Raw genomic sequence first — 24,483 nt, forward strand, 5'->3', positions numbered from 1 at the left:
TTCAGCCCGTCTCGCCGTCGTCGAAGCGTGCGAGCAGCCGGGTCAGCAAGGGCTTGATCGCGCGCAATTCCTCCAGGTGCGCCGCCGACAGTTCCTCCAGCAGTTGCTCGGCATGCGCGGTCAGCACGAGCCGGACCTTGCGTCCGTCCTCGGGGTCCGCCATGCGCGCGACCAGGTCCATGCGCACCAGCCGCCCGGCCAGCTCCGCGGCCGAATGCGGCTTGATCAGCAGGCGCTCGGCGATCTCCCCCACGTACAGTCCGTCGCGCCCCGGCGCGCCCTTTATCGCCAGCAGCGCCTGGTGCTGCTGCGGCGCGAGGCCGATGGCATGCGCCGCGTCCTCGCTGAATGCGATGAACCGGCGCAAGGCATAGCGGAACTCGGCCAGCAGCGCATAGTCGGCCGTCGACAGGCTGGGCCGCGCGGCGCGCGACGAGGAAGCGGTCTTCTTCACCCGGGGCATTCTAATATATGTCGTGGTACGATATATATGGCGACCCCGAGCCCGGGGCGCCGCTTCCCTGTCTCTTCATCATGTCTCATTCCGTACCCTCTACCCGGCTTGGCGATTTCACGACCGACCGCCGAGTCCTGCTGCTCATGGCCCTGGCCGCCGCCATCGGCCTGTGCAGCGTCGGCGCCGCATGGCTGCTGCTGCGGCTGATCACGCTGTGCACCAACCTCGCCTACTACGGCCGCCTGTCGCTCGAAGACCTGCCCATCGCCGGCACGCCGCTGGGCTGGACCACGGTGTTCGTGCCGGTGCTCGGCTGCCTCATCATCGGCTTCATGGCGCGCTACGGTTCCGAGAAGATCCGCGGCCACGGCATTCCCGAAGCCATGGAAGCCATCCTGATCGGCCGCAGCCGCATCCAGCCCAAGGTGGCGGTGCTCAAGCCGCTGTCGTCGGCGATATCGATCGGCACCGGCGGCCCGTTCGGCGCCGAAGGACCGATCATCATGACCGGCGGCGCCATCGGCTCGCTGCTGGCGCAGATGGTCCACATGAGTTCGGCCGAGCGCAAGACGCTGCTGGTGGCCGGTGCCGCGGCGGGCATGACGGCCATTTTCGGCACGCCCGTGGCCGCGCTGCTGCTGGCGGTGGAACTGCTGCTGTTCGAATGGAAGCCTCGCAGCTTCCTGCCGGTGGCGGTGGCCGCCGTGGTCGCCGCCGCCGTCCGCCCGCTCGTGATGGGCGGCGCGCCGCTGTTCCCCTATGCCGGCTCGGTCGATGTCTCGGCCGCGCACGTGGTGGCCTTCGCCGCGCTCGGCATCGTCGCCGGACTGGGGTCGGGCGTGCTGACGACGCTGGTCTACGCCGCCGAAGACGGCTTCGCCAAGCTTCCCTTCCACTGGATGTGGTGGCCCGCCATCGGCGGTCTCGTCATCGGGCTGGGCGGCCTGATCGAACCGGCCGCCCTGGGCGTGGGCTACGACAACATCCGCCACCTGCTGGCCGGCGACCTGGCGCTGCACGCGGTACTGCTCCTGCTGGCGGTCAAGGTCGTCATCTGGGCCGTGGCGCTGGGCTCGGGCACGTCAGGGGGCGTGCTGGCCCCGCTGCTGATCTTCGGCGGCGCGCTGGGCGCCCTGGCGACGCCGATCATGCCCGATGCCTCGCCCGGCTTCTGGGCCCTGCTGGGCATGGCGGCGATGATGGGCGGTACCATGCGCGCGCCGCTCACCGCCACGCTGTTCGCCGTGGAGCTGACCGGCAACTTCGGCGTGATGGTGCCCGTGCTTACCGCCTGCGCGTTCGCCTACGGCGTGACGGTGCTGCTGCTCAAGCGTTCGATCCTGACCGAGAAGATCGCCCGGCGCGGCCATCACGTCACCCGCGAATATCATGTGGACCCGTTCGATCTCGTGCGGGTGGCCGACCTGATGACACGGCAGGTGGAAACGCTGCCGGCCTCGATGACGGTCGGCGAAGCGGTGGAACACTTCACCACGCTGGAGCGCCGCCACACCAGCTACCCCGTGGTCGATACGCAGGGCGTGGTCGTGGGCGAGGTCACCCGCGCCGACAGCCTGGCCTGGACGGTCGAGCAGGAGAACCGCGACCAGCCCATGGGCGAACTGCTGGCCGACCGGGAACTTCTGGTCGCCTATCCGGACGAACTCGCCAGCCAGTTGGCCGACCGCATGGCGCTCGCCGGCGTGGGACGGGTGCCCATCGTCGACCGCGCCAACGGGAAGCTGGTGGGGCTCGTGGGCCGCAAGGACCTGTTGCGGCTGCGAGCGCTGCGCCTGGCTGAAGAGCGCGATCGCATGGCCTATTTCCGATGGAGCGCGGACACCGGTCGCCAGTCCACTCACGACATCCGATAAGACATGCCCATCTCGAAGATGGTGGCGGCGCTGGCCTGCGCCCTCTGCATCGCCGCCGCCCACGCCCAGCCCTCGCCCGCCGCCGTCCCCGTTCCTGCGCTGCCCGCCCGCGCCTGGCTGCTCCTGGATGCGACCAGCGGCCAGGTACTGGGCGCGCACGATCCGGACAAGCGCATCGAGCCGGCCTCGCTCACCAAGATGATGACGGCCTACGTCGTGTTCCAGGCCCTGCGCGACCATGCCGTCGGCCGCGACACGCGGGTCACGGTCTCGACGCGGGCCTGGAAGGTGGCGCCGGGAAGCTCCCGCATGTTCCTGGAACCCGGCAAGCAGGCCACGATAGACGAGTTGCTGTACGGGCTGCTGGTGCAATCGGGCAACGACGCCGCGATCGCGCTGGCCGAGGGCGTCGCCGGCTCGGTCGAGGCCTTCGTCGAACGCATGAACCAGGAGGCGGGGGAACTGGGCCTGGCCTCGACCCACTTCTCCAATCCGCACGGCCTGCCCGATCCGCAGACGTATTCGACCGCGCGCGACCTGTCCGTGCTGGCGGCCCGGATCGTGCGCGACTTTCCCGACCTGGCCGGCACCTACGATGCCACCCGGCAGTACACCTACAACGGCATCACGCAGCCCAATCGCAACCGCCTGCTGTGGCTGGACGCCAGCGTGGACGGCATGAAGACGGGCCATACGGAGTCGGCGGGATACAGTCTCGTGGCGACCGCGCGGCGCGCCAGCGGCAGTATCCAGCGGCGGCTGATCTCGGTCGTGGTCGGCACCGCCTCGGACCGCGACCGTACCCGGCAGAGCCGCGAACTGCTGGAGTGGGGTTTCCGCAATTTCGAAACGGTGCGGCTTTACGCGGGCGGCGACGCGGTCGGTTCGCCGCGGGTCTGGAAAGGCGCGCGCTCGGCCGTGCCCATGGGGTTCCAGCGCGACACCTACATTACCGTGCGCCCGGGAGCACGGATAGAGCGCATCCTGCATCCGGCCTCGCCCCTGATCGCACCGCTGGCGGCGGGACAACGCGTGGGCGAACTCGAGGTGCGCGTCGACGGCGAACCGGCCCGTCGCCTGCCGCTGGTCGCCCTCCAGCCAGTGGCGGCGGCATCGTGGTTCGGACGCGCCTGGGACGGGCTGCGCCTGTGGCTGCACGGGCTGGGCGCCTGAGGCCCGCACGGATTTTGCAGCGGATGCCCCGCATGGTAGGCTGGGCAAAAACAAGGCAGCGGGCCTCGCGGTCCCGCTCCATGGCAGATGACATCCGTTCCAGCGCAGTCCCCTCCGTCCGATACGCCGGCCGGCCAAGCCCGGCGCGGCGGAACGATCTCGATACGCATCGGCCTGCTTGCCCTGGTCGTCGTCTGTACGCTCCCCGCCACGCTGGTGGCGGGCCTCGCGGTGTACGAGACCTACGCGCTGCGCAAGACCCGCATCTACGAAACCACCGTCCTGGCCGCCCGCAGCCTGGCCGCCGACCTGGACCAGGAAGTGGAAGGAATCGGCTCCGGCCTGCGCGTGCTGGCAAGCTCCACCGACCTGGTGCGCGCGGACCTGGCCTCGTTCCACCAGCGGGCCATCGACGCGCTCAAGTACCAGGACATCGACCGCTACGTCCTGACGGACACCCGCGGCAACGAGGTGCTGGATACCTCGGAGCCCTATCCCGGCGTCCTCCCGCCGCCCGTCAGGCTACCCGACCTGCCCCAGGTCTCCAGCGGCGGCAGCCATCCGCTCGTTGCAAGGCTGGGGCCGCCTCGGGAGGGCCGGGGCCTCACCATCATCGTCGGCGTACCCGTCCTGATCGACGGCGAAGCGCGCTATCTGCTTTTCGCCGACCTGGGTTCTGACCGCCTAAGCGCCCTGATGACCCGCCACGCCCTGGGCGAAGGCTGGGTGGCCGCCCTGCTCGACCGCGACGCGACCATCCTGGGACGGACCCGCGACGAAGCGCGTTTCGTCGGGCAGCGGGCGGTGTCCTCGCTGGCCGACGCCGTGCGCCGTGAACGCGAAGGTACGCTGCAAAGCCTGACCAAGGAGGGGATTCCCGTCCTGACGGCGTTCAGCCGCCTGGCCACGACCCAATGGACCGTCGCCGTGGGGGCGCCCGCCGCGGCCTTCACCACCGACCTATACCGGGCCATGGCCTGGGTGGCGGGCGGCGGCCTGCTGGCCATCCTGTTCGGACTGGGCCTGGCCTATCAGCTGGCACGCCGGATCGAACAGGCGGTGGGCAACCTCGTGGAACCCGCCCTGGCGCTGGGCGCCGGCCACCGTGTCAGCGTGGCGCCACCACACTTCAAGGAAACGGCGGCCGTGGCCGATGCCATCGAGCACGCCGCCGGTACGCTCGAGCACGCCCGCCAGCTTGCCTATTACGACCCGCTCACCCAGTTGAGCAACCGGGTCCTGTTCGCGGAACTGGCCCGGCGCGCGATCGCCGCCGCGCAACGGTCCCGGGCGTCGCTGGCCCTGGTCGCCGTGGACCTCGATCATTTCAAGACCGTCAACGACGTCCATGGCCACGGCACGGGGGATACCGTGCTGCAGATCGCCGCGCGCCGCATGGCCGACGCCGTGCGCCATTCGGACGTGGTGGCGCGCTACGGCGGCGACGAGTTCATGGTGCTGCTGGACGGCGCGGGCCCGGCCGCCGCCGAGACCGTGGCCAACAGCCTGGTGGCGGTGCTGTCCGAACCCTATCCGGGCGTCTCGCCCCAGGTAGGCGCCTCGGCGGGCATCGCGGTCTTCCCGCACTCCGGCACCTCGCTGGAAGAACTGATCAGCCGCGCCGACGCGGCGCTGTATGCCGCCAAGTCGCGCGGCAGGAACCAGGCGGTGCTCGATCCTGAAGCCCAGGACCGCGCCCCGGAACGCTCGCTGTTCTGATCCTTCTTACATCCGGTTGCCGGCGCGGCCGCCGCCGCCTGCTACCGTTGGCGGGAAGCGCCATGCCTCGCGCGGGCGCCGGCAACCGGAGCAGCCATCATGAAGACCGCCGCCTTCGCATGCCTCGCAGCCGTGCTCATCGCCGGCTGCGGCACGCCGTCCAGGGAACACGACACGCCAGCCGCCAGCCCCGTCGTCGACGGGCACAACGCCCGCAACGCGCTGGACTGGGACGGCGTCTACGAGGGCACGCTGCCCTGCGCCGACTGCCCCGGCATCCGGACCCGGCTCACGCTGCGCCAGGATGGCCGCTACGAGCTGGAGACCCAGTATCTCGACCGTCAGCCGCGCGTCGACCGCGTCGAGGGCAGCTTCACATGGCAGCCCGACGGCACCCGCATCACCCTGGACCAGGCCGCGGGCGGCAGGCAGTACTTCGTGGCCGAGGGACGGCTCATCCAGCTCTACATGGACGGCACGCGTCCCCAGGGGCCGCTGGCCGGCAACCATGAATTGCAGAAGGTGGAAAATACCGGCCGCTAAGCGGCCGTGTCATCGTTTGTCCTTATACTTTCGCCTGGGCAGAGCCGCTTCGAAGGCCACAAGAACAACCACCGGGAACCGCCATGTCTTTTGCCAGCTTGCTTGGACGCATCGCGCTCTGGGCCGCGCTCTACGTGGCCTGCGCCTATCTGTCGTTCGCCCTGGACGATCCCGTCACCCAGGTGTCCTTCGTCTGGTTCCCCGCCGGCGTCGCTGTCGCCGCCTTCTTCGCCATGCCGCGCGCGGCCTGGGCGGCCCTGACCGCCGCGCTGTTCGCCGCCGACCTGGCGCTGTCCGCACTGACCGGCCATCCCCTCATCCCCTCGGCCTGGCTCGCCGGCCTGTCGCTCGCCTCCACGCTCGGCATCGCCTGGCTGTCGCAGCGCTATGCGCAGGGGCGGGACGACTTGCACGCGGTGCTCGGATGGGTGGCCGTCACCTTCGTGGTCAGCGCCGTCGCCGCGGTTTGCGGCAGCGCGGGACTGGCGCTGATCAAGCACGAAGTCCTGTGGGAAGCCGTCTCCGACCTGGCGTGGATATGGTGGGCCGCCACCGTGACCGGCGTGCTGTTCGGCGTCTCGGTGCTGATGGGATTCATGGGCTTTCGCACGATCGAGGCGCCGCCGGGTCCCATCGGCCGTACCGTGGGCATTGCCGCGTGGCTGCTGCTGGCGGCCATGACCTGGTACGTGTTCGGCGTGCACCGCCCGTCCATGTCCGAGGCGCCGCTGCTGCTGGGACTGGCCTGCATTCCGCTGGCGCTGGCCACCGTGGCCACGCTCAGCGGCGGCAACCGCATGGGTTCGCTGGCCGTGCTGACCATGGCGGCCATCGTCATCTATCACTCCAACGCCGGGCGCGGCCCTTTCTTCCTGCGCGGCTTCCTGCCGGGCGAGCCCCTGCTGCTTGCCCAGTGCTATCTCGTGTCGGTCGCCATGCTGCAGGTCTTCGTGCGGGTGCTGACCCGTGGCATCCGGCGCCCGCGCACGGCCGGCGCGGACGGCACCGGCGGCCGCGAGACCCTGTACCGGCTGGATCTCGCCTCCGGCACCATCGTCTGGGACGCGCCGCCCGACGCCCGCCCCGGCCCCGGGACCCTGGATGAAGTGCTGCGGCAGGTCCATCCGGACGACCGCCAGGGCTTGCGGGACCGCCTGCGCGCCGCCGACGGGACGCCGGGGCTGGAGCGCCCCTTCCCCTTCCGCCTGGCGACCGCGCCCGATCAGTGGACGACGGTCGTCGACCTGAACCGGGGGGCCATGATGGGGCCCGACGGCGCTTTCATCATCGGCAGCTGGCGGCTGCCCACCCCGCACCACGGCGCATAAGGGAAACCATGATCCAGCTTGCCCTGCTTCTGTTCGGCGCCGGCTTCGTCCGCAGGAACATCCACCTGCTGCTACTGATCGGCTTCGCCTGGGCCGCCCTGGGCGTGGTCATCACCCTGGACGGCGTGGACGGCGCGCGCTACTTCCCGCTGACGCTCTTCGGCGCGCTGCTGCTGGTGGAAAGCCTGGTCACGCTGACGGTCGCCGGCAGCGGCATGGGCGCCCAGAAGGCCGTGCTGGCCTTCAAGGGCGGCATCTTCCTGCTGGTCGCGCTGCTGATCCTGGCCGGCGGCTCCATCAGCAACCTGCTGCTGGCCATCATCCTGGGCCTGGCCTACTTCGTGCTGGGCGTGTTCCAGATCGCCTCGGCCTGGGTGCTGCGCTACGACCGCTGGCGCCTGTCCGTGCTGGGCGGCTGCGCCCAGGTCCTGTTCGGCCTGTTCCTGTTCCAGCCCTATCCCACCCACTACGCCGGCACGGTCTCCTACTTCATCGGCGTCACCATGCTGGTCGCCGGCATCAACACCATGCGGGTGGCCGCCCGCGCCCGCAAGCTGAGCGAGCAGTCATCCATGTTCGACCTGCTGGCGCCGGCCGACCTGCGCGGGGCCGGCGCCAGCCCGCCGCCTGCCCGGCAGCCGGCGCCGGCGGGCCCCTTGACCGTCCACGTCTGGACCCCCGAAGGCTCGGCCAAGGACAAGACCGTGTCGCGGCCGGTATTCAACCGCTACATCGCCGCCGTCGACGTGCAGGGCGTGATATCGACCGGACATGCCGCCATGGAAGTGCCGCCGTCGACCTACATCAGCCTGTATCCCGCGGTCGACATCGACCGCTCGCCCTCCGAGTTCTTCAACGTATTGAAGGCGGTCAAGGAAAACGACGTGCCGGGCAAGTTCCAGCCCGACTACGCGACCGAGTCCAAGGCCTGGTGTCCGTCGAACTGGCAGGTCAGGTTCGAGCGGTACGACTACGGGAAACTCCAGGCCTTCTGGCAGCGCTACCGCGACCAGGAAATCTATAACCTCACGCGGCGCAACTGCTCCAGTTCGGTCTCGTACGCGCTGGAGTCCGCCCTGGACGGCGTGCTGGACGACCGCAGCCGCAGCGTGCGGCAGGTGCTGCGCACCCTGCTGATGCCCGAATTGTGGATTGCCGCGCAGGTGCGCCAGCGCGCCCAGGTCATGGCCTGGACCCCCGGCCTGACGCTGGACTACAGCCGCGCGCTGCGCGCGGTCGTCCATCCCGTCCAGCAATCCTGGTTCTCGCGCTTCCTGGCGGCCGCCACGCGCATGACCTCGCGCAGCGGCGCCTGAGCCGTGCCTGGGGGGCGGCCCATCGGACCGCGCTGTCTATATGACAAGAAGGACCGGGCTAGGGCTGTCCCGTATACCCTGCCCCTTGAAAGCCCCCTGTCCCATCCCTATAATTAGCACTCGATTGCATAGAGTGCTAACAACGCTGCCTGGGCAGCGTCCCGGCCTCCGGCAACAGGCTCAAGCGCCGCGTTTCGACGCGGCACCGGCCGAATAACGGCTTTCCAGCCTCTTTTTCTGACAAATAGACGTCAACTTCGAACATCAGGAGTTTGTATGGCCCTCCGTCCCCTGCACGATCGCGTGATCGTCAAGCGCCTGGACAACGAGCGTAAAACCGCGTCCGGCATCGTCATTCCCGACAGCGCTGCCGAAAAGCCCGACCAGGGTGAAGTGCTGGCCGTCGGCCCGGGCAAGAAGACCGAGGACGGCAAGGTGCTGCCGGTCGACGTCAAGGTCGGCGACAAGGTCCTGTTCGGCAAGTACGCCGGCCAGGCCGTGAAGGTCGACGGCGACGAACTGCTCGTCATCCGCGAAGAAGAAATCCTGGCGGTGATCCAGTAAGCCCTCGCGGCCCGCTGTCCGATCCCCCGGCATTCAACACCATCATCCAAGGAATTTCGTAAATGGCTGCCAAACAAGTCCAGTTCGGTGATGACGCCCGCGCCCGCGTCGTCCGTGGCGTGAACGTCCTCGCCAACGCCGTCAAGGTCACCCTCGGTCCCAAGGGCCGCAACGTGGTCCTGGAGCGCTCCTTCGGCGCCCCCACCGTCACCAAGGACGGCGTGTCCGTCGCCAAGGAAATCGAACTGAAGGACAAGTTCGAGAATCTGGGCGCCCAGCTCGTCAAGGAAGTGGCTTCCAAGACCAGCGACAACGCCGGTGACGGCACCACCACCGCCACCGTGCTGGCCCAGGCCATCGTGCACGAAGGCCAGAAGTACGTGACCGCCGGCCTGAACCCGATGGACCTGAAGCGCGGCATCGACAAGGCCGTCGCCGCCGCCATCGAAGAGCTGAAGAAGATCAGCAAGCCCTGCTCGTCGAGCAAGGAAATCGCCCAGGTCGGCTCGATCTCGGCCAACAGCGATTCGTCGATCGGCCAGATCATCGCCGACGCGATGGAAAAAGTGGGCAAGGAAGGCGTCATCACCGTCGAAGACGGCAAGTCGCTGGAAAACGAACTGGACGTCGTCGAAGGCATGCAGTTCGACCGCGGCTACCTGTCGCCCTACTTCATCAACAACCCCGACAAGCAAGTCGCGGCCCTGGACGATCCCTTCGTCCTGATCCACGACAAGAAGATCAGCAACATCCGCGAACTGCTGCCCGTGCTGGAGCAAGTCGCCAAGGCCAGCCGCCCGCTGCTGATCATCGCTGAAGACGTCGACGGCGAAGCCCTGGCCACCCTGGTGGTCAACAACATCCGTGGCATCCTGAAGACCACCGCCGTCAAGGCTCCGGGCTTCGGCGACCGCCGCAAGGCCATGCTGGAAGACATCGCCATCCTGACCGGCGGCACCGTGATCTCGGAAGAGACCGGCCTGTCGCTGGAAAAGGCCACCCTGCAAGAGCTGGGCCAGGCCAAGCGCATCGAAGTGGCCAAGGAAAACACCACGATCATCGACGGCGCCGGCGACAGCAAGGCCATCGAGGCCCGCGTCAAGCAGATCCGCACCCAGATCGAAGAAGCGACCTCGGACTACGACCGTGAGAAGCTGCAAGAGCGCGTGGCCAAGCTGGCCGGCGGTGTTGCCGTGATCAAGGTCGGCGCTGCCACCGAAGTCGAAATGAAGGAAAAGAAGGCTCGCGTCGAAGACGCCCTGCACGCCACGCGTGCCGCGGTGGAAGAAGGCGTGGTGCCCGGCGGCGGCGTGGCCCTGCTGCGCGCCAAGCAAGCCATCAAGGACACCAAGGGTGCCAACGCCGACCAGGACGCCGGCATCAAGATCGTCCTGCGCGCCATTGAAGAGCCGCTGCGCACCATCGTCGCCAACGCCGGCGACGAGCCCAGCGTCATCGTCAACAACGTGCTGAACGGCAAGGGCAACTACGGCTACAACGCCGCCACCGGCGAATACGGCGACATGGTCGAAGCCGGCGTGCTGGACCCCACCAAGGTCACCCGCACCGCCCTGCAGAACGCCGCCTCGGTGGCCTCGCTGCTGCTGACCACGGAAGCCACGGTGGTCGAGCTGGTCGAGGACAAGCCGGCTGCCCCCGCCCCCGGCGGCATGGGTGGCATGGGCGGTATGGGCGGCATGGACTTCTAAAGAGTCCTTTCCCGCTCGTCCCGGGCGTGCCCGGGACCTGGCTACGAAACCCGCGAGCGCCCGCGCTCGCGGGTTTTTTCTTGGGCGCCGGCGGCGGCGTCCGGGATGCTTTCCGGGTTTCCGTCCGGCAATTGAGCGAGCCGGATACGGGGGTTTCCTTCCGGAAGGTAAACACATCTCAACGATACGTCCCTTTTACGCCAAGTTTTTTTTGCGTCTCGCGCATAACCACCGATCGGATCTATTTCGCGCCCTGGCCGCGGCCGGCGAAAAAAATGCGCGTCCCGATACGCCAACCCCTTGGCAACTTTCGCCGGACCGCAAGGCATGCCGGTATGGAAATGAGCCCGCCGTTCGCCGCCCGAAGGTTTGCGCAGCACACATAAAACGAGCTAAGTGCTTGTTTTTCAAAAATAAACAGTCGCAATGAAATATTGCGCCACGGGCTCGCGGTGGGCTAAATTTTGACCGCCTCCCTGAAGGATTTTCATCTCGGGCGACGGCAATTCAGACGCAAGGTCATGCTTCAAGAATACGTGCCGGAAACACGTAGCTCCGCCTTGCCAGAATGGGCGCAGACCCCATGAAGAGATTCTCCCAGGCCCACTAGGCTCTTGTCCGGCTCCCTCTCCAGAGGGCTTCCATTACCCGTCCGCATTCCTGCGCATTCCGCCGCTCACGCGTCCGGAAGCGTCGTGCATGGGCATGTGCGGACGAATCGATCACCCGCGACAAGGACCACCCATGGATGCCACTTCATCCGTCATCAGCTATCTTTCCGGCCGCCAGTGCGCGGCGCAGTGGAAGATATTCCTGTTATCGACCGCGCAGGAACTGGCCGATAAATTCTCGGCCGCCGAATTGCGCACGTTCATGCGCAGGGTGGGAGGGCGCTTCGCCCGCGAACTGCCGCTGCCCGCCTGCGCCACGCTGGACGACATCCAGCTCGCGATGAGCCAGGCCTGGACCCGCCTGGACTGGGGCTGGGTCGAGATCACCGACCAGGCCGACCATCTGCATCTCCAGCACTATTGCGCGCCGCTCGAGGCCGCGCTGGGCCGCGAGGCGCTGGATTGGACGCCATCGTTCCTGGAAGGCGTCTACCAGCAGTGGTTCGAACAACTGGGCGCGAGCGACCGGCTGCAAGTGACCCAGGTTTCCGATTTCGACAGCATCGGCGGCATAGGCTTGCGCCTGGGATCGCCCATTGCGGCCTGAGGTGGCCATGGACACATCCAAGCATCCCGAGGCGGGGGACACTTCCCAGCCCGTCACGGCATCGGCGCCATCCGCCGCGAGCCGCTGGCCCTCCCTGGCCCAGCGCCGCCCGGCGTCGGCGCCAGGCAGCGCCAGGGAAGACACCGGAGAAGCCCCCGTCTCTACCGTCTACGTGCCGCCGACCCGCTTCCATCCTCCCGAGGAGACGTCGTTGCCGCTAGATCCGACGGCGCAAGACCCGGCGGCGGACGCCATCGCTGACGCGCCGGCACCCCCGGAACCGGTGGCGCCGCCGCCAGACCCGGCGCCGGCCGCCGACGAGCCGGCCGCCGTGATCTTCGAACGGCTGCTGCGCCATGCCGATGCAGACCGGCCTCGCCCCAAGGACATGCCGGCGCTGTTCCAGCGCCTGCTCAGGAACTGATCGATCCATGAACCCGCACGCAAGAACGAGGCCGGCGTGAGCGCGCTGCCGCCAGCCGTCCCCACCGCCGACCATGCCCCGGCGGACGCCAAGGCCGATCGTCTGGCGGCCCTGCCGTTGTGGAACAACCGCATCGTCCGCTTCGCGCTGGCGGCCGTGGCCTGCTGCAGCCTCGCGGTCGTCATCACCGCGCCCCTGGAGGCCTTGCCGCAACTGGTGCTGGCGCTGGTCGCGCTGGTGGCCGCGCTGGCGCTGCGCAACGTCGCCGGGCGCATGCCGACGGTGCTGATGGTGCTGCTGTCGGCGACGATGTCGCTGCGCTACATGTACTGGCGGCTGACCTCGACGCTGGACTTCCAGAGCTGGCTCGACATCGCCTTCGGCTACGGCCTGATGCTGGCCGAGCTCTATGCGCTGTCGGTGCTGCTGCTGGGCTACCTGCAGACCATCTGGCCGCTGCGCCGGCTGCCCGCCGCGATGCCCGCGGATCCGGCGACGTGGCCGTCGGTGGACATCCTCATCCCGACCTACAACGAGCCGCTGGACGTGGTGAAGCAATCGGTGCTGACGGCGGTGTCGCTGGACTGGCCCACGGACCGGCTGCGCATCTTCGTGCTGGATGACGGCCGGCGCAAGGAATTCCAGGACTTCTGCACCGCGCTGGGCGTGGGCTACATCGCGCGCAACAACAACGAAGCGGCCAAGGCCGGCAACCTGAACGCGGCGCTCGAACTGACCAGCGGCGAATACGTCGCGGTGTTCGATTGCGACCACATCCCCACCCGCTCGTTCCTGCAGATCAGCATAGGCTGGTTCCTGAAGGATCCCAAGCTGGCGATGCTGCAGACGCCCCACTATTTCTTCTCCGCCGATCCGTTCGAGAAGAACCTGCACACCTTCCGCGCGGTGCCCAACGAGGGCGAGCTGTTCTACGGCCTGGTCCAGGACGGCAACGATCTCTGGAACGCGGCATTCTTCTGCGGCTCGTGCGCCGTCCTGCGCCGCAGCCATCTGGAGGAAGTGGGCGGCATCGCCACCGAGACGGTGACCGAAGACGCCCACACGGCGCTGAAGCTGAACCGGGCCGGCTACAACACGGCCTACCTGGCCGTTCCCCAGGCGGCGGGACTGGCCACCGAGAACCTGTCGCGCCACATCGGCCAGCGCGTGCGCTGGGCGCGCGGCATGGCGCAGATCTTTCGCGTCGACAATCCGCTGTTCGGCAAAGGGCTGAGCCTGAGCCAGCGCATGTGCTACCTGAACGCCATGCTGCACTTCTTCTACGGCCTGCCGCGCCTGGTGTTCCTGACCGCGCCGCTGGCCTTCCTGTTCTTCGGCGCCCACGTGTTCCAGGCATCGGCGCTGATGATCACGCTGTACGCCTTCCCCCACCTCATCCATGCCAACCTGACCAGTTCGCGGATGCAGGGGCGCTTTCGCCATTCGTTCTGGAACGAGGTCTACGAATCGGTGCTGGCCTGGTACATCATGCGGCCCGCCATGCTGGCCCTCATCAACCCCAAGCTCGGGGGCTTCAACGTCACCGCCAAGGGCGGCGCCATGGGCAACGCGTGGTTCGACTGGGACATGGCCAAGCCGTACCTGGTGCTGCTGGCCCTGAACATCGCCGGGCTGCTCGCCGGGCTGGTTTCGCTGATCTTCGTCGACTACGACGCGGGCGGCCTGTTCACCCTGGCGATCAACCTGCTCTGGACGCTCTACAACATCGTCATCACCAGCGCCAGCATCGCCGTCGCGCGCGAGGAACGGCAGTTCCGCGCGCAGCCGCGCGTCGCCGCGCAGATCCCGGCCATGCTGCGCCTGGAAAACGGCAAGACCATCGCGTGCAGCACCACCGACTACTCCGCCACCGGACTGGGCATACAGCTTCCTCCGGAGCTGGGGCGCCTGGAAACCGGGCAGGCGGTGCACGTGGCGCTGTTCCGCGGGACCGAGCAGCGCACCTTCCCCGCCCACATCATGTTCGCGGGCGACCGCCACGTGGGCTTGCGCTTCACCTCGCTGACGATGCGCCAGCAGGTGGAGATGGCCGAAATGACGTTCGCCCGCGCCGACACCTGGGCCGACAACTGGGGCCAGGGCACGCCCGACGCGCCCCTGGCCTCGCTGCGGGAAGTGACGCGCATCGGCCTGCTCGGCATGAAACAACTCGCGATACACGGAAGCCAGGTCGTGCGCGCCCGGCTGCAAGCCCGTCCGACCCACACCAGGATGAAGAACCGATGACCTCCACGAACCTTCCGAGCAAACGCGCGCACCAGCCCGCCGCCAGGCCGCTCTCGCTGGTGCTGGCCGCCGCGATGCTGCTGACTTCGCTGCCGCTGCGCGCGCAGCCGGCCGCGGCCGGCGGCGAGGCGGACGCCAAGCCCGAGCAGCTGGTGTCGGGCGGGCGCAGCTACGGCGTCCCGCTCAAGCGGCTCGGCGCCAGCACCCCCATGACGATACGCGGCGTGGAAGGCAGCTTCCGGCTGCCGTTCGACATCCGTGCCGACGAGGTCGTGTCGTCGGCCCAGCTGCGCCTGCGCTACACCTATTCGCCGGCGCTGCTGGAGGACCTCTCCCACATCAACGTCCTGGTCAACGGCGAGGTCGCCGCGTCGATCCCGGTCCCGAAGGACACGGCCGGCAAGCCGAAGGAAACGGTGGTCGCGCTGCCGCCGCAACTGATCACGCAATTCAACAACCTGAACGTGCAGCTCATCGGCCATTACACGATGGAGTGCGAAGACCCGCTCCATTCGAGCCTGTGGGCCAACATCAGCAACCAGAGCACGCTGGAACTGACGGTCACGCCGCTGGTGCTGGCCAACGACCTGTCCATCCTGCCCCTGCCCTTCTTCGACCGCCGCGACAGCCGGCCGCTGTCGCTGCCCTTCGTGTTCGCCGCCGCGCCGGACAACACCGTGCTGGAAGCGGCCGGCATCCTGTCGTCCTGGTTCGGCGCGCTGGCCAGCTATCGCGGCGCGCGCTTCCCGACCGCCGTCGATCAACTGCCCGCCAAGGGCAACGCCATCGTGATGGCCACCGGCGAACTGCGCTCGGGCGGCCTCGACCTGCCCGCGCCCAGCGGGCCGACGGTCACCATCGTTCCCAACCCCAACGACATGTACGGCAAGCTGCTGGTGCTGGGCGGCCGCGATGCCAAGGAACTCAAGCGGGCCGCCCAGGCGGTGGTGACCGGCAGCAGCGCGCTGACCGGCCATCGCGCGGTCATCACGCAGTTGGCGGAACTGGAGCCGCGCAAGCCCTACGACGCCCCCAACTGGCTGCGCAGCGACCGCCCCGTGAAGTTCGGCGAACTGGTCCCGCCCGCCACCCTCAACGTCTCCGGTTTCGCGCCGCCCACCATTCCCGTGAACCTGCGCCTGCCGCCCGACCTGTTCGGCTGGCGCGAGAGCGGCATTCCGCTCGACCTGAAATACCGCTACACGCCCCAGCAGATGTCGACCAGCTCGACCATGACCCTGGGCGTCAACGATCACCTGGTGAAATCGTTCCCGCTGCCCTCGATCGAACGCCTGAACGGCGGCGAGGGACTGCTGGCCAAGCTGCAGACGGACAGCAGCATCCCGGTGCGCGTGCAGATGGCGCTGCCGCTGCAACTGATGCCGCCGCGCGCCACGCTGCAATTCCGCTACCAGTACGACTACATCAAGGAAGGGCAGTGCCGCGACGTGATCATCGACAACGTCCGCGGCGCCATCGAGCCGGATTCGACCATCGACATTTCCGGCTTCAGGCACTACATCGCGATGCCCAACCTCGCCGTCTTCCACAGCAGCGGCTTCCCGTTCACGCGGATGGCTGACCTGTCGCAGACGGCGGTCATTCTTCCCGACAATGCCGGCACCGCCGAGTACAGCGCCTACCTGGGCGTCCTGGGACGCCTGTCGGAGTCGACCGGCTACCCGGCGCTGAACGTCACCGTCGCGCGCGCGGATCAGGCCCCGCAACTGGCCGACAAGGACCTGCTGCTGATCGCCTCGGGCGACAACCAGCCCCTGCTCAGACAATGGAGCGCGCAGTTGCCCGTTTCGCTGACCGAGGGCAGCCGCCGCTTCAATCTGTCGGACTGGGCCTATCAGACCTGGCGCTGGATCGTGCCCAACCCGCACGAGGACACCGGCCGCGCGCGCAGTTCGCTGTCCTTCACCACCGACGGCGCCAGCGTGGTGTTCGCCGGCTTCGAGTCGCCCCTGCGCAGCGGACGCAGCGTCGTCGCGATCTCCGCCACCCGCCCCGAGAGCCTGGCCGAGGCCGTGGATGCGCTGATCGGCGAAGACCGGACCGACTTCATCGAAGGCAGCGTGTCCGTGGTGCGCGGCAAGCAGGTCGATTCGCTGATGTCGGATCCGACCTACCACGTGGGTTCGCTCGGCTGGTTCACGAGCATCCAGTGGTACGCCGCCCGCCAGCCCTGGATCCTGCTGCTGCTGGCGATCCTCGGCATCGCGGTCCTGGGCGTGTTGACCTACATCGCGCTGCGCGCGCGGGCGGCCCGCCGCCTGAGCGCCTGAGCGGCCCCGGGCGCGAGATGAGGTCCTCCCCCGCCGCCGCCCGGCCGCGATCGCGGCTGGCCGCCACGGCGCTGCTGTTCGCGCTGGCCGCCCCGATGGCGGCCGGCGCCGACGGCGGGACGGCCTGCGCACCGGCGTGGCCGCTGTGGCAGGCGTTCGGCACGCACTTCATCCAGCCCGACGGCCGGGTGCTGGACGCCAGCACCGCACGCCGGCATTCCTCGTCGGAAGGCCAGTCCTACGGCATGTTCTTCGCGCTGGTGGCCAACGACCCCGCCGCCTTCGACCGCATGTGGCGCTGGGCCGTCGACAATCTTGCCGGCGGCGACATCGGCAGCCGGCTTCCCGCCTGGTACTGGGGCCGGCGGGACGACGGCACCTGGGGCGTGCTGGACGACAACTCCGCCTCGGACGCCGACCTGTGGTTCGCGTACGCCCTGCTCGAAGCGGGCGAGCGCTGGCGCCGCGACGACTACCTGCGCGACGCCGGCGCGCTGCTGGCCCGCATCGAGGCCGAGGAAACCGCCGATCTGCCGGGCCTCGGCCCCATGCTGCTTCCCGGGCGCCGCAGCTTCGCGCGGCCGGACTCGCTGTGGCAGCTCAATCCCAGCTATCTGCCGCTGCCGCTGCTGCGCCGGCTGGCGCTGGCGTCGCCGTCGGGCCCATGGCCCCGCATCGCCGACAACAGCGCGGCCATGCTGGCCGCCGTGAGCCCCAAGGGATACGTGGCCGACTGGGTCGCCTATCGGGGCGCATCGCCGTCCAGCGGCCTGTTCGTGGTCGATCCGATCAAGGGCGACCTGGGCAGCTACGACGCCATCCGGACCTATCTGTGGGCCGGCATGGCCCACGACGGCGATCCCCTGGCCGGGCCCATGCTGCAGGCGCTGCCCGGCATGGGCGCCGCGACCGCGAGCACCGGCGCGCCGCCCGAGCGCGTGCGCGCCACGACCGGCAAGACCGAGAACACCGGCCCGTTCGGCTTCTCGTCGGCGCTGGTGCCGTATTTCACCGCCAGGAAACAACCCTGGCTGGCCGACATGCAGCGGCGCCGCGCCCAGGCCATGCTGGACGAAAGCCTGCGCGCGCCCGGCCGCCAGCCGCCGTACTACGACATCGTGCTCAGCCTGTTCGGATTGGGCTGGGCCGAAGAACGCTATCGATTCCTGAGCACTGGACAAGTGCAATTATCCTGGGAGAAAACATGTCCGCCCTCCACCGCTCGCTAGCGCCCGGGCGCCGGACCGCCCCAAGCCCGGGCCGCGCTTCCAAGGGGGGCCGCCGGCTGGCGGCTGGAGGCGGCTTCCTGACGGCCGGCCTGCTGGCCGCGCTCGCCGTTGCCCCGAGCCTGAGCGCGCAGGCCCAGCCCGCCGCCGCATCATCGCCGACGCCGGCGGCCACGGCGAAGTCGCTGCTCGAACAGGGCCGCTACTGGCAGACCCACGCCAACGACGCACGCGCCGCGGAAGCCTGGGGACGCCTGCTTATGATCGACCCCAAGCATGCGGAGGCGCTCTACAACCTCGGCCTGCTCGAACTGAAAGCCAATCGGCCGGCCCGCGCCCAGGAATACCTGACGCAGCTGCGGGCGCTGGGAACGGCCGAAATCGACGCGGCGCGCCTGGAACAGTCGATAGACCTGCACGGCGGCGACAAGCCGAAGATGCTGGAGCAAGCCAGGCTGCTGGCCAGTTCGGGCGAACTCGACAAGGCCGTGGCCCAGTACCGCGCCGTGTTCGGCGGCAAGGTGCCGCAGGGCAAGGTGGCGCTGGAGTTCTACAGCTACCTGGGCTACACCGACGGCGGCTGGACCGAAGCGCACCAGGGCATGGAGCGGCTGCAGCGCGAAAGCCCCGACGACATCCAGGTCTCGCTGGCGCTGGCCAAGCTGCTGACGCGCAATGAAAGCACCCGCGCCGAGGGCATCCGCCGCCTGGCCAAGCTGTCGACCCGCAAGGACATCGGCGGCGACGCCGAGGAAAGCTGGCGGGTCGCGCTGACCTGGTACGGCGATCCCCGTCCCGCCGAGGCTCCCCTGTTCCAGGCGTATCTGAAGGCGCACCCGGACGACACCGAGATCCGCCAGCAGTTCAGCCGCATGCGCAAGCCCGGCAAGAGCGGCACCCAGGCCGCGGCGCTGTCGCCGCGGGACGTGCAGTTGAACCGCGCCTTCCAGGACCTGGAGAACGGCGATCTCGCCGCCGCCGAGACAAACCTGACCGCCCTGCTCGAAGCCAATCCCAACCACACCGATGCGCTCGGCGGCATGGGCGTGCTGCGTCTCAAGCAGGACCGGCCGGACGAAGCCGTCGATTTCCTGACTCGCGCCACCCGGCAGCCGCGCGCCCGCGCCGGCTGGCAGCAGGTCCTGGGCGTCGCCCGCTACTGGTCGCTGACCGGCAGCGCCGAGCGCGCCCGCGCCGATGGCGACCTGGAGACGGCGCAGCGGCAGCTGGAGCAGGCCGTCAAACTGTCGCAGAACGACCGGACGGCCGAGGCCGCGCTGGGACAGGTGCTGGCCGAACGCGGCCAGTACGCGCAGGCCGAGAAGATCCTGCGCGGCATCCTGGCGCGCGACAAGGGCAATCTTGCCGCGACGCAGGGCCTGGTGCACGTGCTGGCGCAGACCGACCGCCTGGACGAAGCGCTGCAGATGGTCTCGCAACTGAGTCCCGCCGACCAGGAGAAGATAGGCAGCGTCGGCCGGCTGCGCGCCATCCAGGCCCGCAACGACGCCCGCAAGGCCAGCGACCGGGGCGACCTGGCCGCCGCCCGGCGGCTGCTGGAGGACGGCCTGCGCGCCAGCCCGGACGACGCCTGGCTGCGCCTGGACCTGGCGCGCATCTACCTCAAGGGCGGCAACATCGCCGAGGCGCGCGGCGTGGTCGACGGCCTGCTGCTGACCCATCCCGACGATCCGGGCGCGCTGCAGGCGAGCGCGCTCCTGTCGTCCCAGGTGCAGGATTGGGAAGCGGCGCTCAAGACATTGGACAAGATTCCGGCGCGCAACCGCGGCAAGGAAGTCCTCGATCTGCAGAAGCATGCCTGGACGCAGTATCAGGTATCGCAAGCGGTGAAGTTCGCGCGGGCCGGCAAGCCGGACCAGGCCAAGGCCATTCTTGCCGGCCTCGAACCGGAAGTGGCGCAGCAGCCCGGCCTGCTCGGCGCCATCGCCGCCGGCTACAGCGATGCCGGCGACAACATGCACGCGCTGAGCATGCTGCGGCAGGCCGTGGCGCGCACGCCGACGCCGGACAACGACCTGCTGCTGCAGTACGCGGTGGTGCTGCTCAAGACCGACCAGGACGCGGAGGCCGCGGGCATCCTGCGCCAACTGCAGACCCAGGCGCTGGACGACCGGCAGACCGCCGGCTTCGAGGATCTGCGCAAGCTCTATACCGTGCGCCAGGCCGATGCGCTGCGCCAACGCGGCCGCATCGCCGACGCCTACGACGTGCTGGCCCCGATGTTGGCGAAGTATCCCAGCGACCCGCTGGTCGTGGGCGCGCTCGCCCGCATGTACTCGGCGGCCGGCGACGGCGCCAAGGCCCTGTCCCTGCACCAGCAGTTGCTGGCCAAGGATCCGGACAACGCGGAACTGCTCACCGCCGCGGCGCAGACGGCGGTCCAGGCCCGGAACACGAGCTATGCCGAGACCGCGCTGGCCAAGGCCGCCAGCCTGCAGCCGAACAACCCCACGGTGCTGGCGGCGGTCGGCCGCGTCTACAACAGCATGGGCAAGAGCGGCAAGGCGGCGGAATACCTGAAGGCGGCCCTGGCCGCGCAGGAAGCCGCCAAGGCGGCGCCGGTGGCGCAAGCGGATGCCGCGCCGGCGCCTTCCGCGCCCGACGGCAATCCCTTCGCCGCCCTGCCGGGCCAGACCCGCAGCAATCCGCTGGCGCTGGGCGAACCGGCTGGCGCGCCGGCCGAGCCGGCCCTCGTTTCCTACGGCGGCCCGGTCTTCGGCGACCAGGTCACGGCCCCCGCGGCCTATGCCGCGGCGGCGCGCGACGAACAGGGGCGGCCGGCCGCGCGCGCGCCGGCGCCGCCGGCGGCCACGGAAACCGCGCTGGCGCCCCCACTGCCGCCCGCGCGCTCCTCATCCAGCGCGGAACCCGCGCCGGTCGTCTCGTCGGTGCGCGCGGACCTGCAGCCCGCGGCGGTGCAGTCGCCCTTCGTGGCCACGGTATCGGCGCCGCCCCCCGGCACGATTCTTCCCCCCTCCCCCAGGTCCATTCCCGACCCGGTGATAGGGGTCGATCCCGTCCCTGCGCTGCCGCCCTCGCCTTTCCGCCGGCCCGACGGCACGCCGGGGAAGCTGGCCGCGGCAGACGCCGCGCCCGCGGCTCCGCGGACGCTGGCCGAAGAACTGGACGCCATCCAGCAGGCGCGCAGCGCGACCATCACCGTCGGTTCGACCGTGCGCCAGCACAACGGCGCCTCGGGCATGGGCCGCATGCTGGACGTGGAAACGCCGGTCACGGTGGACTTTCCCGTCGGCGACGGCCGCGCCTATGTCCAGGCCACCCCGGTCACGCTGCGCGCGGGCTCGGTCGGCGAGGACTTCGCCTCGAGCAGTCAGTTCGGCGGCGGTCCCGCCGCCGCCAATGCCCAGCAACTGGGTCTCGTCGGCGCCCCCGGATCGCAGAACGCGAGCGGCGTGGGCGTCGCCGTGGGCTACCAGTTGTCGGGTCTGAAGCTCGACCTGGGCGTCACGCCGTTCGGCTTCCGCTACCAGAACATCGTCGGCGGCGCGCGCTTCGACGGCGACGTCTACAACGAGGACGGCCCGCGGCTGTCCTATGGCGCCGAGTTCTCGCGCCGCGCGGTCACGGACACGGTCCTGTCGTACGCCGGCGTGCGCGACAGCCGTACCGGCGAAAGCTGGGGCGGCGTGACGGCCACGGGCGGACGTCTGCGCGGCGGGCTGAACTACGACGGCTACGGCTTCTACGGCAGCCTCGGCTGGCACAGCCTGAACGGCCACAACGTGCAGTCGAACAGCAGGCTGTCGGGCGGCGCGGGTTTCTACATGCAGCTCATCCGCGAGCCCAACCGCGACCTGACCGCGGGGGTGGACCTGACCCTGTTCGGCTACGACAAGAACCTGGGCTACTACACGGTGGGCAACGGCGGCTACTTCAGCCCCCAGCGCTTCGTCGCCCTCAGCCTGCCGGTGGCCTGGGCGCAGCGCCAGGGCCGCTTCAGCTACCAGATCAAAGGCTCCATCGGCGTGCAGCACATCAAGCAGGATGCCGCGAATTACTTCTCGGATCCGACCCGCCAGGCCCAGGCGCAAGCCATCGCCGCCGCCTACGGCACGCAGGCCAGCTACGCAGGCCAGAGCAAGACCGGAGTCGGCTACGGCCTCGCGCTGGCGGCCGAATACCAGCTCGCGCCCAAGTGGTTCCTGGGCGGCAATCTCAGCATCGACAACGCGCGCGACTATCGGCAATACAAGGGCGGCATCTACGTGCGCTACGCGCTCGAATCACAGACGGGCCCGGTGCCCATGCCGGTGCCTCCTTTCACTTCCCCCTACGCAAGCGAATGACCCGAATCCTTTTTACCGCTGCAACGCATGACCGGAGTACGCCATGGTTTCACTGATCGCGGGTCTGACGATCCTGATCGTCGGCGACAGCCACCTGGCGACTCCCAGCTATCTGATCGGATCGCTGCATGATGCCCTGCTCAAGCAGGGCGCCAAGAGCGTCCACACCCTGGGCGTATGCGGCTCGACGCCGGCGGAATGGCTTGCCGTCACGCCCGGCGCCTGCGGCGGCGCCGAACGCGTCGGCAGCGGCAAGGCGGTCGTGGCGGGCGCCGCCGCCAAGACCCAGCCCATCGCGCAATTGATCGCCAAGGACAAGCCCGATCTGGTGGTCCTGATCTTCGGCGACACGATGGCCGGCTACACCAAGCCCGACTTCCCCAAGGCATGGGCCTGGCAACAGACGACCTCGCTGGTCAATGCCGTCGCCGCCACCCACACCAAGTGCGCCTGGGTGGGGCCGACCTGGGGCAGCGAAGGCGGCAAGTACGGCAAGACCTTTCCGCGGGTACAGGTCACGTCGAGGTTCCTGGAGGCCAACGTCTCGCCCTGCCGGTACATCGACTCGCTGAAGTTCTCCAAGCCCAGGCAATGGGCGACGGTGGACGGCCAGCATCTCACCCCGCCCGGCTACCAGCAATGGGGCGAAGCCATCGCCCAGGCCCTGGCCAAACAATGATCCCTTCATGTCGACAGCCGACCCTAACTAGCATCTGGATGAAATCAACATGTCTCTTTCCGCTCTTGCCGGCCTCAGCCTGCTGATCCTGGGAGAAAGCCACCTGGCGGCCACCGGCAGCCTGATCGAGGCCCTGCACGACGATCTGGTCAAGCAGGGCGCACAGGTCCATTCGATCGGCGCATGCGGCGCCGGCGCGCAGGACTGGCTGGCCAAGAAGAAGGTCGATTGCGGCGGCGACCGCGTCGGCAAAGGCAAGGCCGTCATACGGGGAGCCGATGCGACGACCTTTCCCATCGGGGAACTGATCGCCGCCGACAAGCCGGACGTGGTCGTGGTCATCATCGGCGACACCATGGCCGCCTACGACAAGAGCGCCTTTCCCAAGACCTGGGCCTGGCAGAGCGTCACGGCCCTGACGCGCGCCATCTCCGCGACCCGCACGCGCTGCGTGTGGGTCGGCCCGCCCTGGGGCAAGGCGGGCGGCCGATACAACAAGAACGACGAGCGGGTGCGGCTCATGTCCACGTTCCTCGCCACCAACGTCGCTCCCTGCGATTACGTCGATTCGCTGAAGTTCTCCAAACCCGGCGAATGGAAAACCACCGACGGCCAGCACTTCACCGTGGCCGGCTACAAGGCCTGGGGCGCCGCCATCACGCAGGCGCTGGCCAATACCCCGGCCGTCAAGGAGGCTCACGCAAAATGAAACGCGCACTGATCGCCGCGCTGGCCACGTCGCTGCCGACGCTGGCTCCGCACGCGGCCGGGATACCGCTCTATCCGACCGGCCCGGCCGAGGACTCGGCCTTCGTCCGCTTCGTCAACGCCACGGACGCCGCGCTGGAGATCCAGGCCGCCGGCTCCCAGGCGAAGCTGTCGCTGCCGACCGACAAACCGTCGTCGGGATTCATGCCGGTTGCCGCCAACAAGCCCGTGAAAGGCACCCTGACCGGCGCGGACCGGCGCTCGGACGTGGCGGTGACCGTCAAACCGGGCGAGTTCGCCACCGTGATCGCGCTGGCAAAGAACGCCAGCCTCGTCATCAAGGAATCACCCGACGATTTCAACGCGATGCGCGCCTCGCTGGCGTTCTACAACGCCGATCCGGCGTGCCGCCAGGCGGGACTGCGCGCGGCGGGGCGCAACGTCGGCATCTTCGACGGCGTCGGCCACGGCCAGGCCAAGCGCCGCCTGATCAACCCCGTCGCCGTGACGGTGGAGCTCACCTGCGGCGGCAAGCCGCAGGGCTCGCCGCGCGAGCTGGGCGCGCTCGAGGCCGGCCAACGCTACACGGTGCTGGCCGTACCCGGTCCCCAGGGCACCCGCACGCTGTTCGCCAACGACGCCTTGATCCGCTGACCCGTTCCACGAGACCCCCGACAGG

At 69.0% G+C, this 24,483-nt stretch carries 18 protein-coding genes; 17 read left to right on the forward strand and 1 reads right to left on the reverse strand.

From position 1 onward, the window contains the following. Window position 1 precedes the first annotated feature (1 nt). A complete protein-coding gene (locus tag R4823_RS22665) occupies window positions 2-463 on the reverse strand; it encodes a MarR family transcriptional regulator (protein ID WP_132980643.1) in 462 nt (153 codons plus the stop codon). A 71-nt stretch (window positions 464-534) separates the two neighbouring features. Between R4823_RS22665 and R4823_RS22670 the strand changes: the two genes are divergently transcribed. The 17 genes from R4823_RS22670 (at window position 535) to R4823_RS22750 (ending at window position 24,458) form a co-directional block, all read left to right on the forward strand. Next, window positions 535-2,331, forward strand: coding sequence for a chloride channel protein (locus tag R4823_RS22670; RefSeq protein WP_132980644.1), 1,797 nt, complete (start codon window positions 535-537; stop codon window positions 2,329-2,331). 3 nt (window positions 2,332-2,334) lie between these two features. Then, on the forward strand, window positions 2,335-3,504 hold the full coding sequence (locus R4823_RS22675) for a D-alanyl-D-alanine carboxypeptidase family protein (protein WP_207958697.1): 1,170 nt from the start codon (window positions 2,335-2,337) through the stop codon (window positions 3,502-3,504). 87 nt (window positions 3,505-3,591) lie between these two features. Then, window positions 3,592-5,223, forward strand: coding sequence for a sensor domain-containing diguanylate cyclase (locus R4823_RS22680; protein ID WP_338616145.1), 1,632 nt, complete (start codon window positions 3,592-3,594; stop codon window positions 5,221-5,223). 99 nt (window positions 5,224-5,322) lie between these two features. Beyond that, complete coding sequence (locus tag R4823_RS22685; protein ID WP_087839797.1) at window positions 5,323-5,766, forward strand: copper resistance protein NlpE; 444 nt, start codon at window positions 5,323-5,325, stop codon at window positions 5,764-5,766. 83 nt (window positions 5,767-5,849) lie between these two features. Next, the gene (locus R4823_RS22690; protein ID WP_087839798.1) at window positions 5,850-7,094 is read left to right on the forward strand and encodes an MASE1 domain-containing protein; all 1,245 of its coding nucleotides are present in this window, start codon (window positions 5,850-5,852) and stop codon (window positions 7,092-7,094) included. Window positions 7,095-7,102: 8 nt separating this feature from the next. After that, window positions 7,103-8,410 (forward strand): MFS transporter, encoded by a 1,308-nt coding sequence (locus R4823_RS22695; protein WP_087839799.1) that lies wholly within the window; start codon window positions 7,103-7,105, stop codon window positions 8,408-8,410. A 276-nt stretch (window positions 8,411-8,686) separates the two neighbouring features. Continuing rightward, complete coding sequence (groES, locus tag R4823_RS22700; RefSeq protein WP_087781765.1) at window positions 8,687-8,974, forward strand: co-chaperone GroES; 288 nt, start codon at window positions 8,687-8,689, stop codon at window positions 8,972-8,974. A 62-nt stretch (window positions 8,975-9,036) separates the two neighbouring features. Then, complete coding sequence (groL, locus tag R4823_RS22705; protein WP_087839800.1) at window positions 9,037-10,683, forward strand: chaperonin GroEL; 1,647 nt, start codon at window positions 9,037-9,039, stop codon at window positions 10,681-10,683. A 744-nt stretch (window positions 10,684-11,427) separates the two neighbouring features. Next, window positions 11,428-11,901 carry a cellulose biosynthesis protein BcsD gene (gene bcsD / locus R4823_RS22710; protein ID WP_087839801.1) on the forward strand — a complete coding sequence of 158 codons (474 nt, stop codon included), beginning with the start codon at window positions 11,428-11,430 and terminating at the stop codon, window positions 11,899-11,901. 7 nt (window positions 11,902-11,908) lie between these two features. Next, complete coding sequence (locus tag R4823_RS22715) at window positions 11,909-12,325, forward strand: hypothetical protein (protein ID WP_132980647.1); 417 nt, start codon at window positions 11,909-11,911, stop codon at window positions 12,323-12,325. Window positions 12,326-12,361: 36 nt separating this feature from the next. Beyond that, window positions 12,362-14,572: a UDP-forming cellulose synthase catalytic subunit gene (bcsA, locus tag R4823_RS22720; protein WP_087839803.1), complete on the forward strand. Its 2,211-nt coding sequence runs from the start codon at window positions 12,362-12,364 to the stop codon at window positions 14,570-14,572. Then, window positions 14,569-16,863, forward strand: coding sequence for a cellulose biosynthesis cyclic di-GMP-binding regulatory protein BcsB (bcsB, locus tag R4823_RS22725; protein ID WP_087839804.1), 2,295 nt, complete (start codon window positions 14,569-14,571; stop codon window positions 16,861-16,863). Before bcsA ends, bcsB begins: the two co-directional genes overlap by 4 nt. A 17-nt stretch (window positions 16,864-16,880) precedes the next feature. Further along, entirely contained in the window at window positions 16,881-18,092 is a 1,212-nt protein-coding gene (gene bcsZ, locus R4823_RS22730; protein ID WP_087839805.1) for a cellulose synthase complex periplasmic endoglucanase BcsZ, read from the forward strand. Beyond that, entirely contained in the window at window positions 18,068-22,417 is a 4,350-nt protein-coding gene (locus R4823_RS22735; RefSeq protein ID WP_087839806.1) for a cellulose biosynthesis protein BcsC, read from the forward strand. The genes bcsZ and R4823_RS22735 overlap by 25 nt, the downstream gene beginning before the upstream one ends. A gap of 43 nt (window positions 22,418-22,460) precedes the next feature. Beyond that, complete coding sequence (locus R4823_RS22740) at window positions 22,461-23,096, forward strand: SGNH/GDSL hydrolase family protein (RefSeq protein ID WP_087839807.1); 636 nt, start codon at window positions 22,461-22,463, stop codon at window positions 23,094-23,096. A 49-nt stretch (window positions 23,097-23,145) separates the two neighbouring features. Then, window positions 23,146-23,805 (forward strand): SGNH/GDSL hydrolase family protein, encoded by a 660-nt coding sequence (locus R4823_RS22745; protein WP_087839808.1) that lies wholly within the window; start codon window positions 23,146-23,148, stop codon window positions 23,803-23,805. Beyond that, complete coding sequence (locus tag R4823_RS22750; RefSeq protein WP_087839809.1) at window positions 23,802-24,458, forward strand: alginate O-acetyltransferase AlgF; 657 nt, start codon at window positions 23,802-23,804, stop codon at window positions 24,456-24,458. Before R4823_RS22745 ends, R4823_RS22750 begins: the two co-directional genes overlap by 4 nt. Window positions 24,459-24,483: the final 25 nt, after the last annotated feature.

This window comes from Pigmentiphaga sp. CHJ604 (assembly GCF_036972535.1).
GTDB lineage: Bacteria > Pseudomonadota > Gammaproteobacteria > Burkholderiales > Burkholderiaceae_B > Pigmentiphaga > Pigmentiphaga daeguensis.

What these genes read in the sequence shown, in the direction of transcription:
- R4823_RS22750 (WP_087839809.1), top strand. Translation starts at nt 23,802, where the DNA reads ATGAAACGCGCACTGATCGCCGCGCTGGCCACGTCGCTGCCGACGCTG.
- R4823_RS22685 (WP_087839797.1), top strand. Translation starts at nt 5,323, where the DNA reads ATGAAGACCGCCGCCTTCGCATGCCTCGCAGCCGTGCTCATCGCCGGC.
- R4823_RS22675 (WP_207958697.1), top strand. Translation starts at nt 2,335, where the DNA reads ATGCCCATCTCGAAGATGGTGGCGGCGCTGGCCTGCGCCCTCTGCATC.
- R4823_RS22745 (WP_087839808.1), top strand. Translation starts at nt 23,146, where the DNA reads ATGTCTCTTTCCGCTCTTGCCGGCCTCAGCCTGCTGATCCTGGGAGAA.
- bcsB (WP_087839804.1), top strand. Translation starts at nt 14,569, where the DNA reads ATGACCTCCACGAACCTTCCGAGCAAACGCGCGCACCAGCCCGCCGCC.
- R4823_RS22740 (WP_087839807.1), top strand. Translation starts at nt 22,461, where the DNA reads ATGGTTTCACTGATCGCGGGTCTGACGATCCTGATCGTCGGCGACAGC.
- R4823_RS22670 (WP_132980644.1), top strand. Translation starts at nt 535, where the DNA reads ATGTCTCATTCCGTACCCTCTACCCGGCTTGGCGATTTCACGACCGAC.
- R4823_RS22690 (WP_087839798.1), top strand. Translation starts at nt 5,850, where the DNA reads ATGTCTTTTGCCAGCTTGCTTGGACGCATCGCGCTCTGGGCCGCGCTC.
- R4823_RS22665 (WP_132980643.1), bottom strand. Translation starts at nt 463, where the DNA reads ATGCCCCGGGTGAAGAAGACCGCTTCCTCGTCGCGCGCCGCGCGGCCC.
- R4823_RS22695 (WP_087839799.1), top strand. Translation starts at nt 7,103, where the DNA reads ATGATCCAGCTTGCCCTGCTTCTGTTCGGCGCCGGCTTCGTCCGCAGG.
- R4823_RS22715 (WP_132980647.1), top strand. Translation starts at nt 11,909, where the DNA reads ATGGACACATCCAAGCATCCCGAGGCGGGGGACACTTCCCAGCCCGTC.
- groL (WP_087839800.1), top strand. Translation starts at nt 9,037, where the DNA reads ATGGCTGCCAAACAAGTCCAGTTCGGTGATGACGCCCGCGCCCGCGTC.
- R4823_RS22735 (WP_087839806.1), top strand. Translation starts at nt 18,068, where the DNA reads ATGTCCGCCCTCCACCGCTCGCTAGCGCCCGGGCGCCGGACCGCCCCA.
- bcsD (WP_087839801.1), top strand. Translation starts at nt 11,428, where the DNA reads ATGGATGCCACTTCATCCGTCATCAGCTATCTTTCCGGCCGCCAGTGC.
- R4823_RS22680 (WP_338616145.1), top strand. Translation starts at nt 3,592, where the DNA reads ATGACATCCGTTCCAGCGCAGTCCCCTCCGTCCGATACGCCGGCCGGC.
- groES (WP_087781765.1), top strand. Translation starts at nt 8,687, where the DNA reads ATGGCCCTCCGTCCCCTGCACGATCGCGTGATCGTCAAGCGCCTGGAC.
- bcsZ (WP_087839805.1), top strand. Translation starts at nt 16,881, where the DNA reads ATGAGGTCCTCCCCCGCCGCCGCCCGGCCGCGATCGCGGCTGGCCGCC.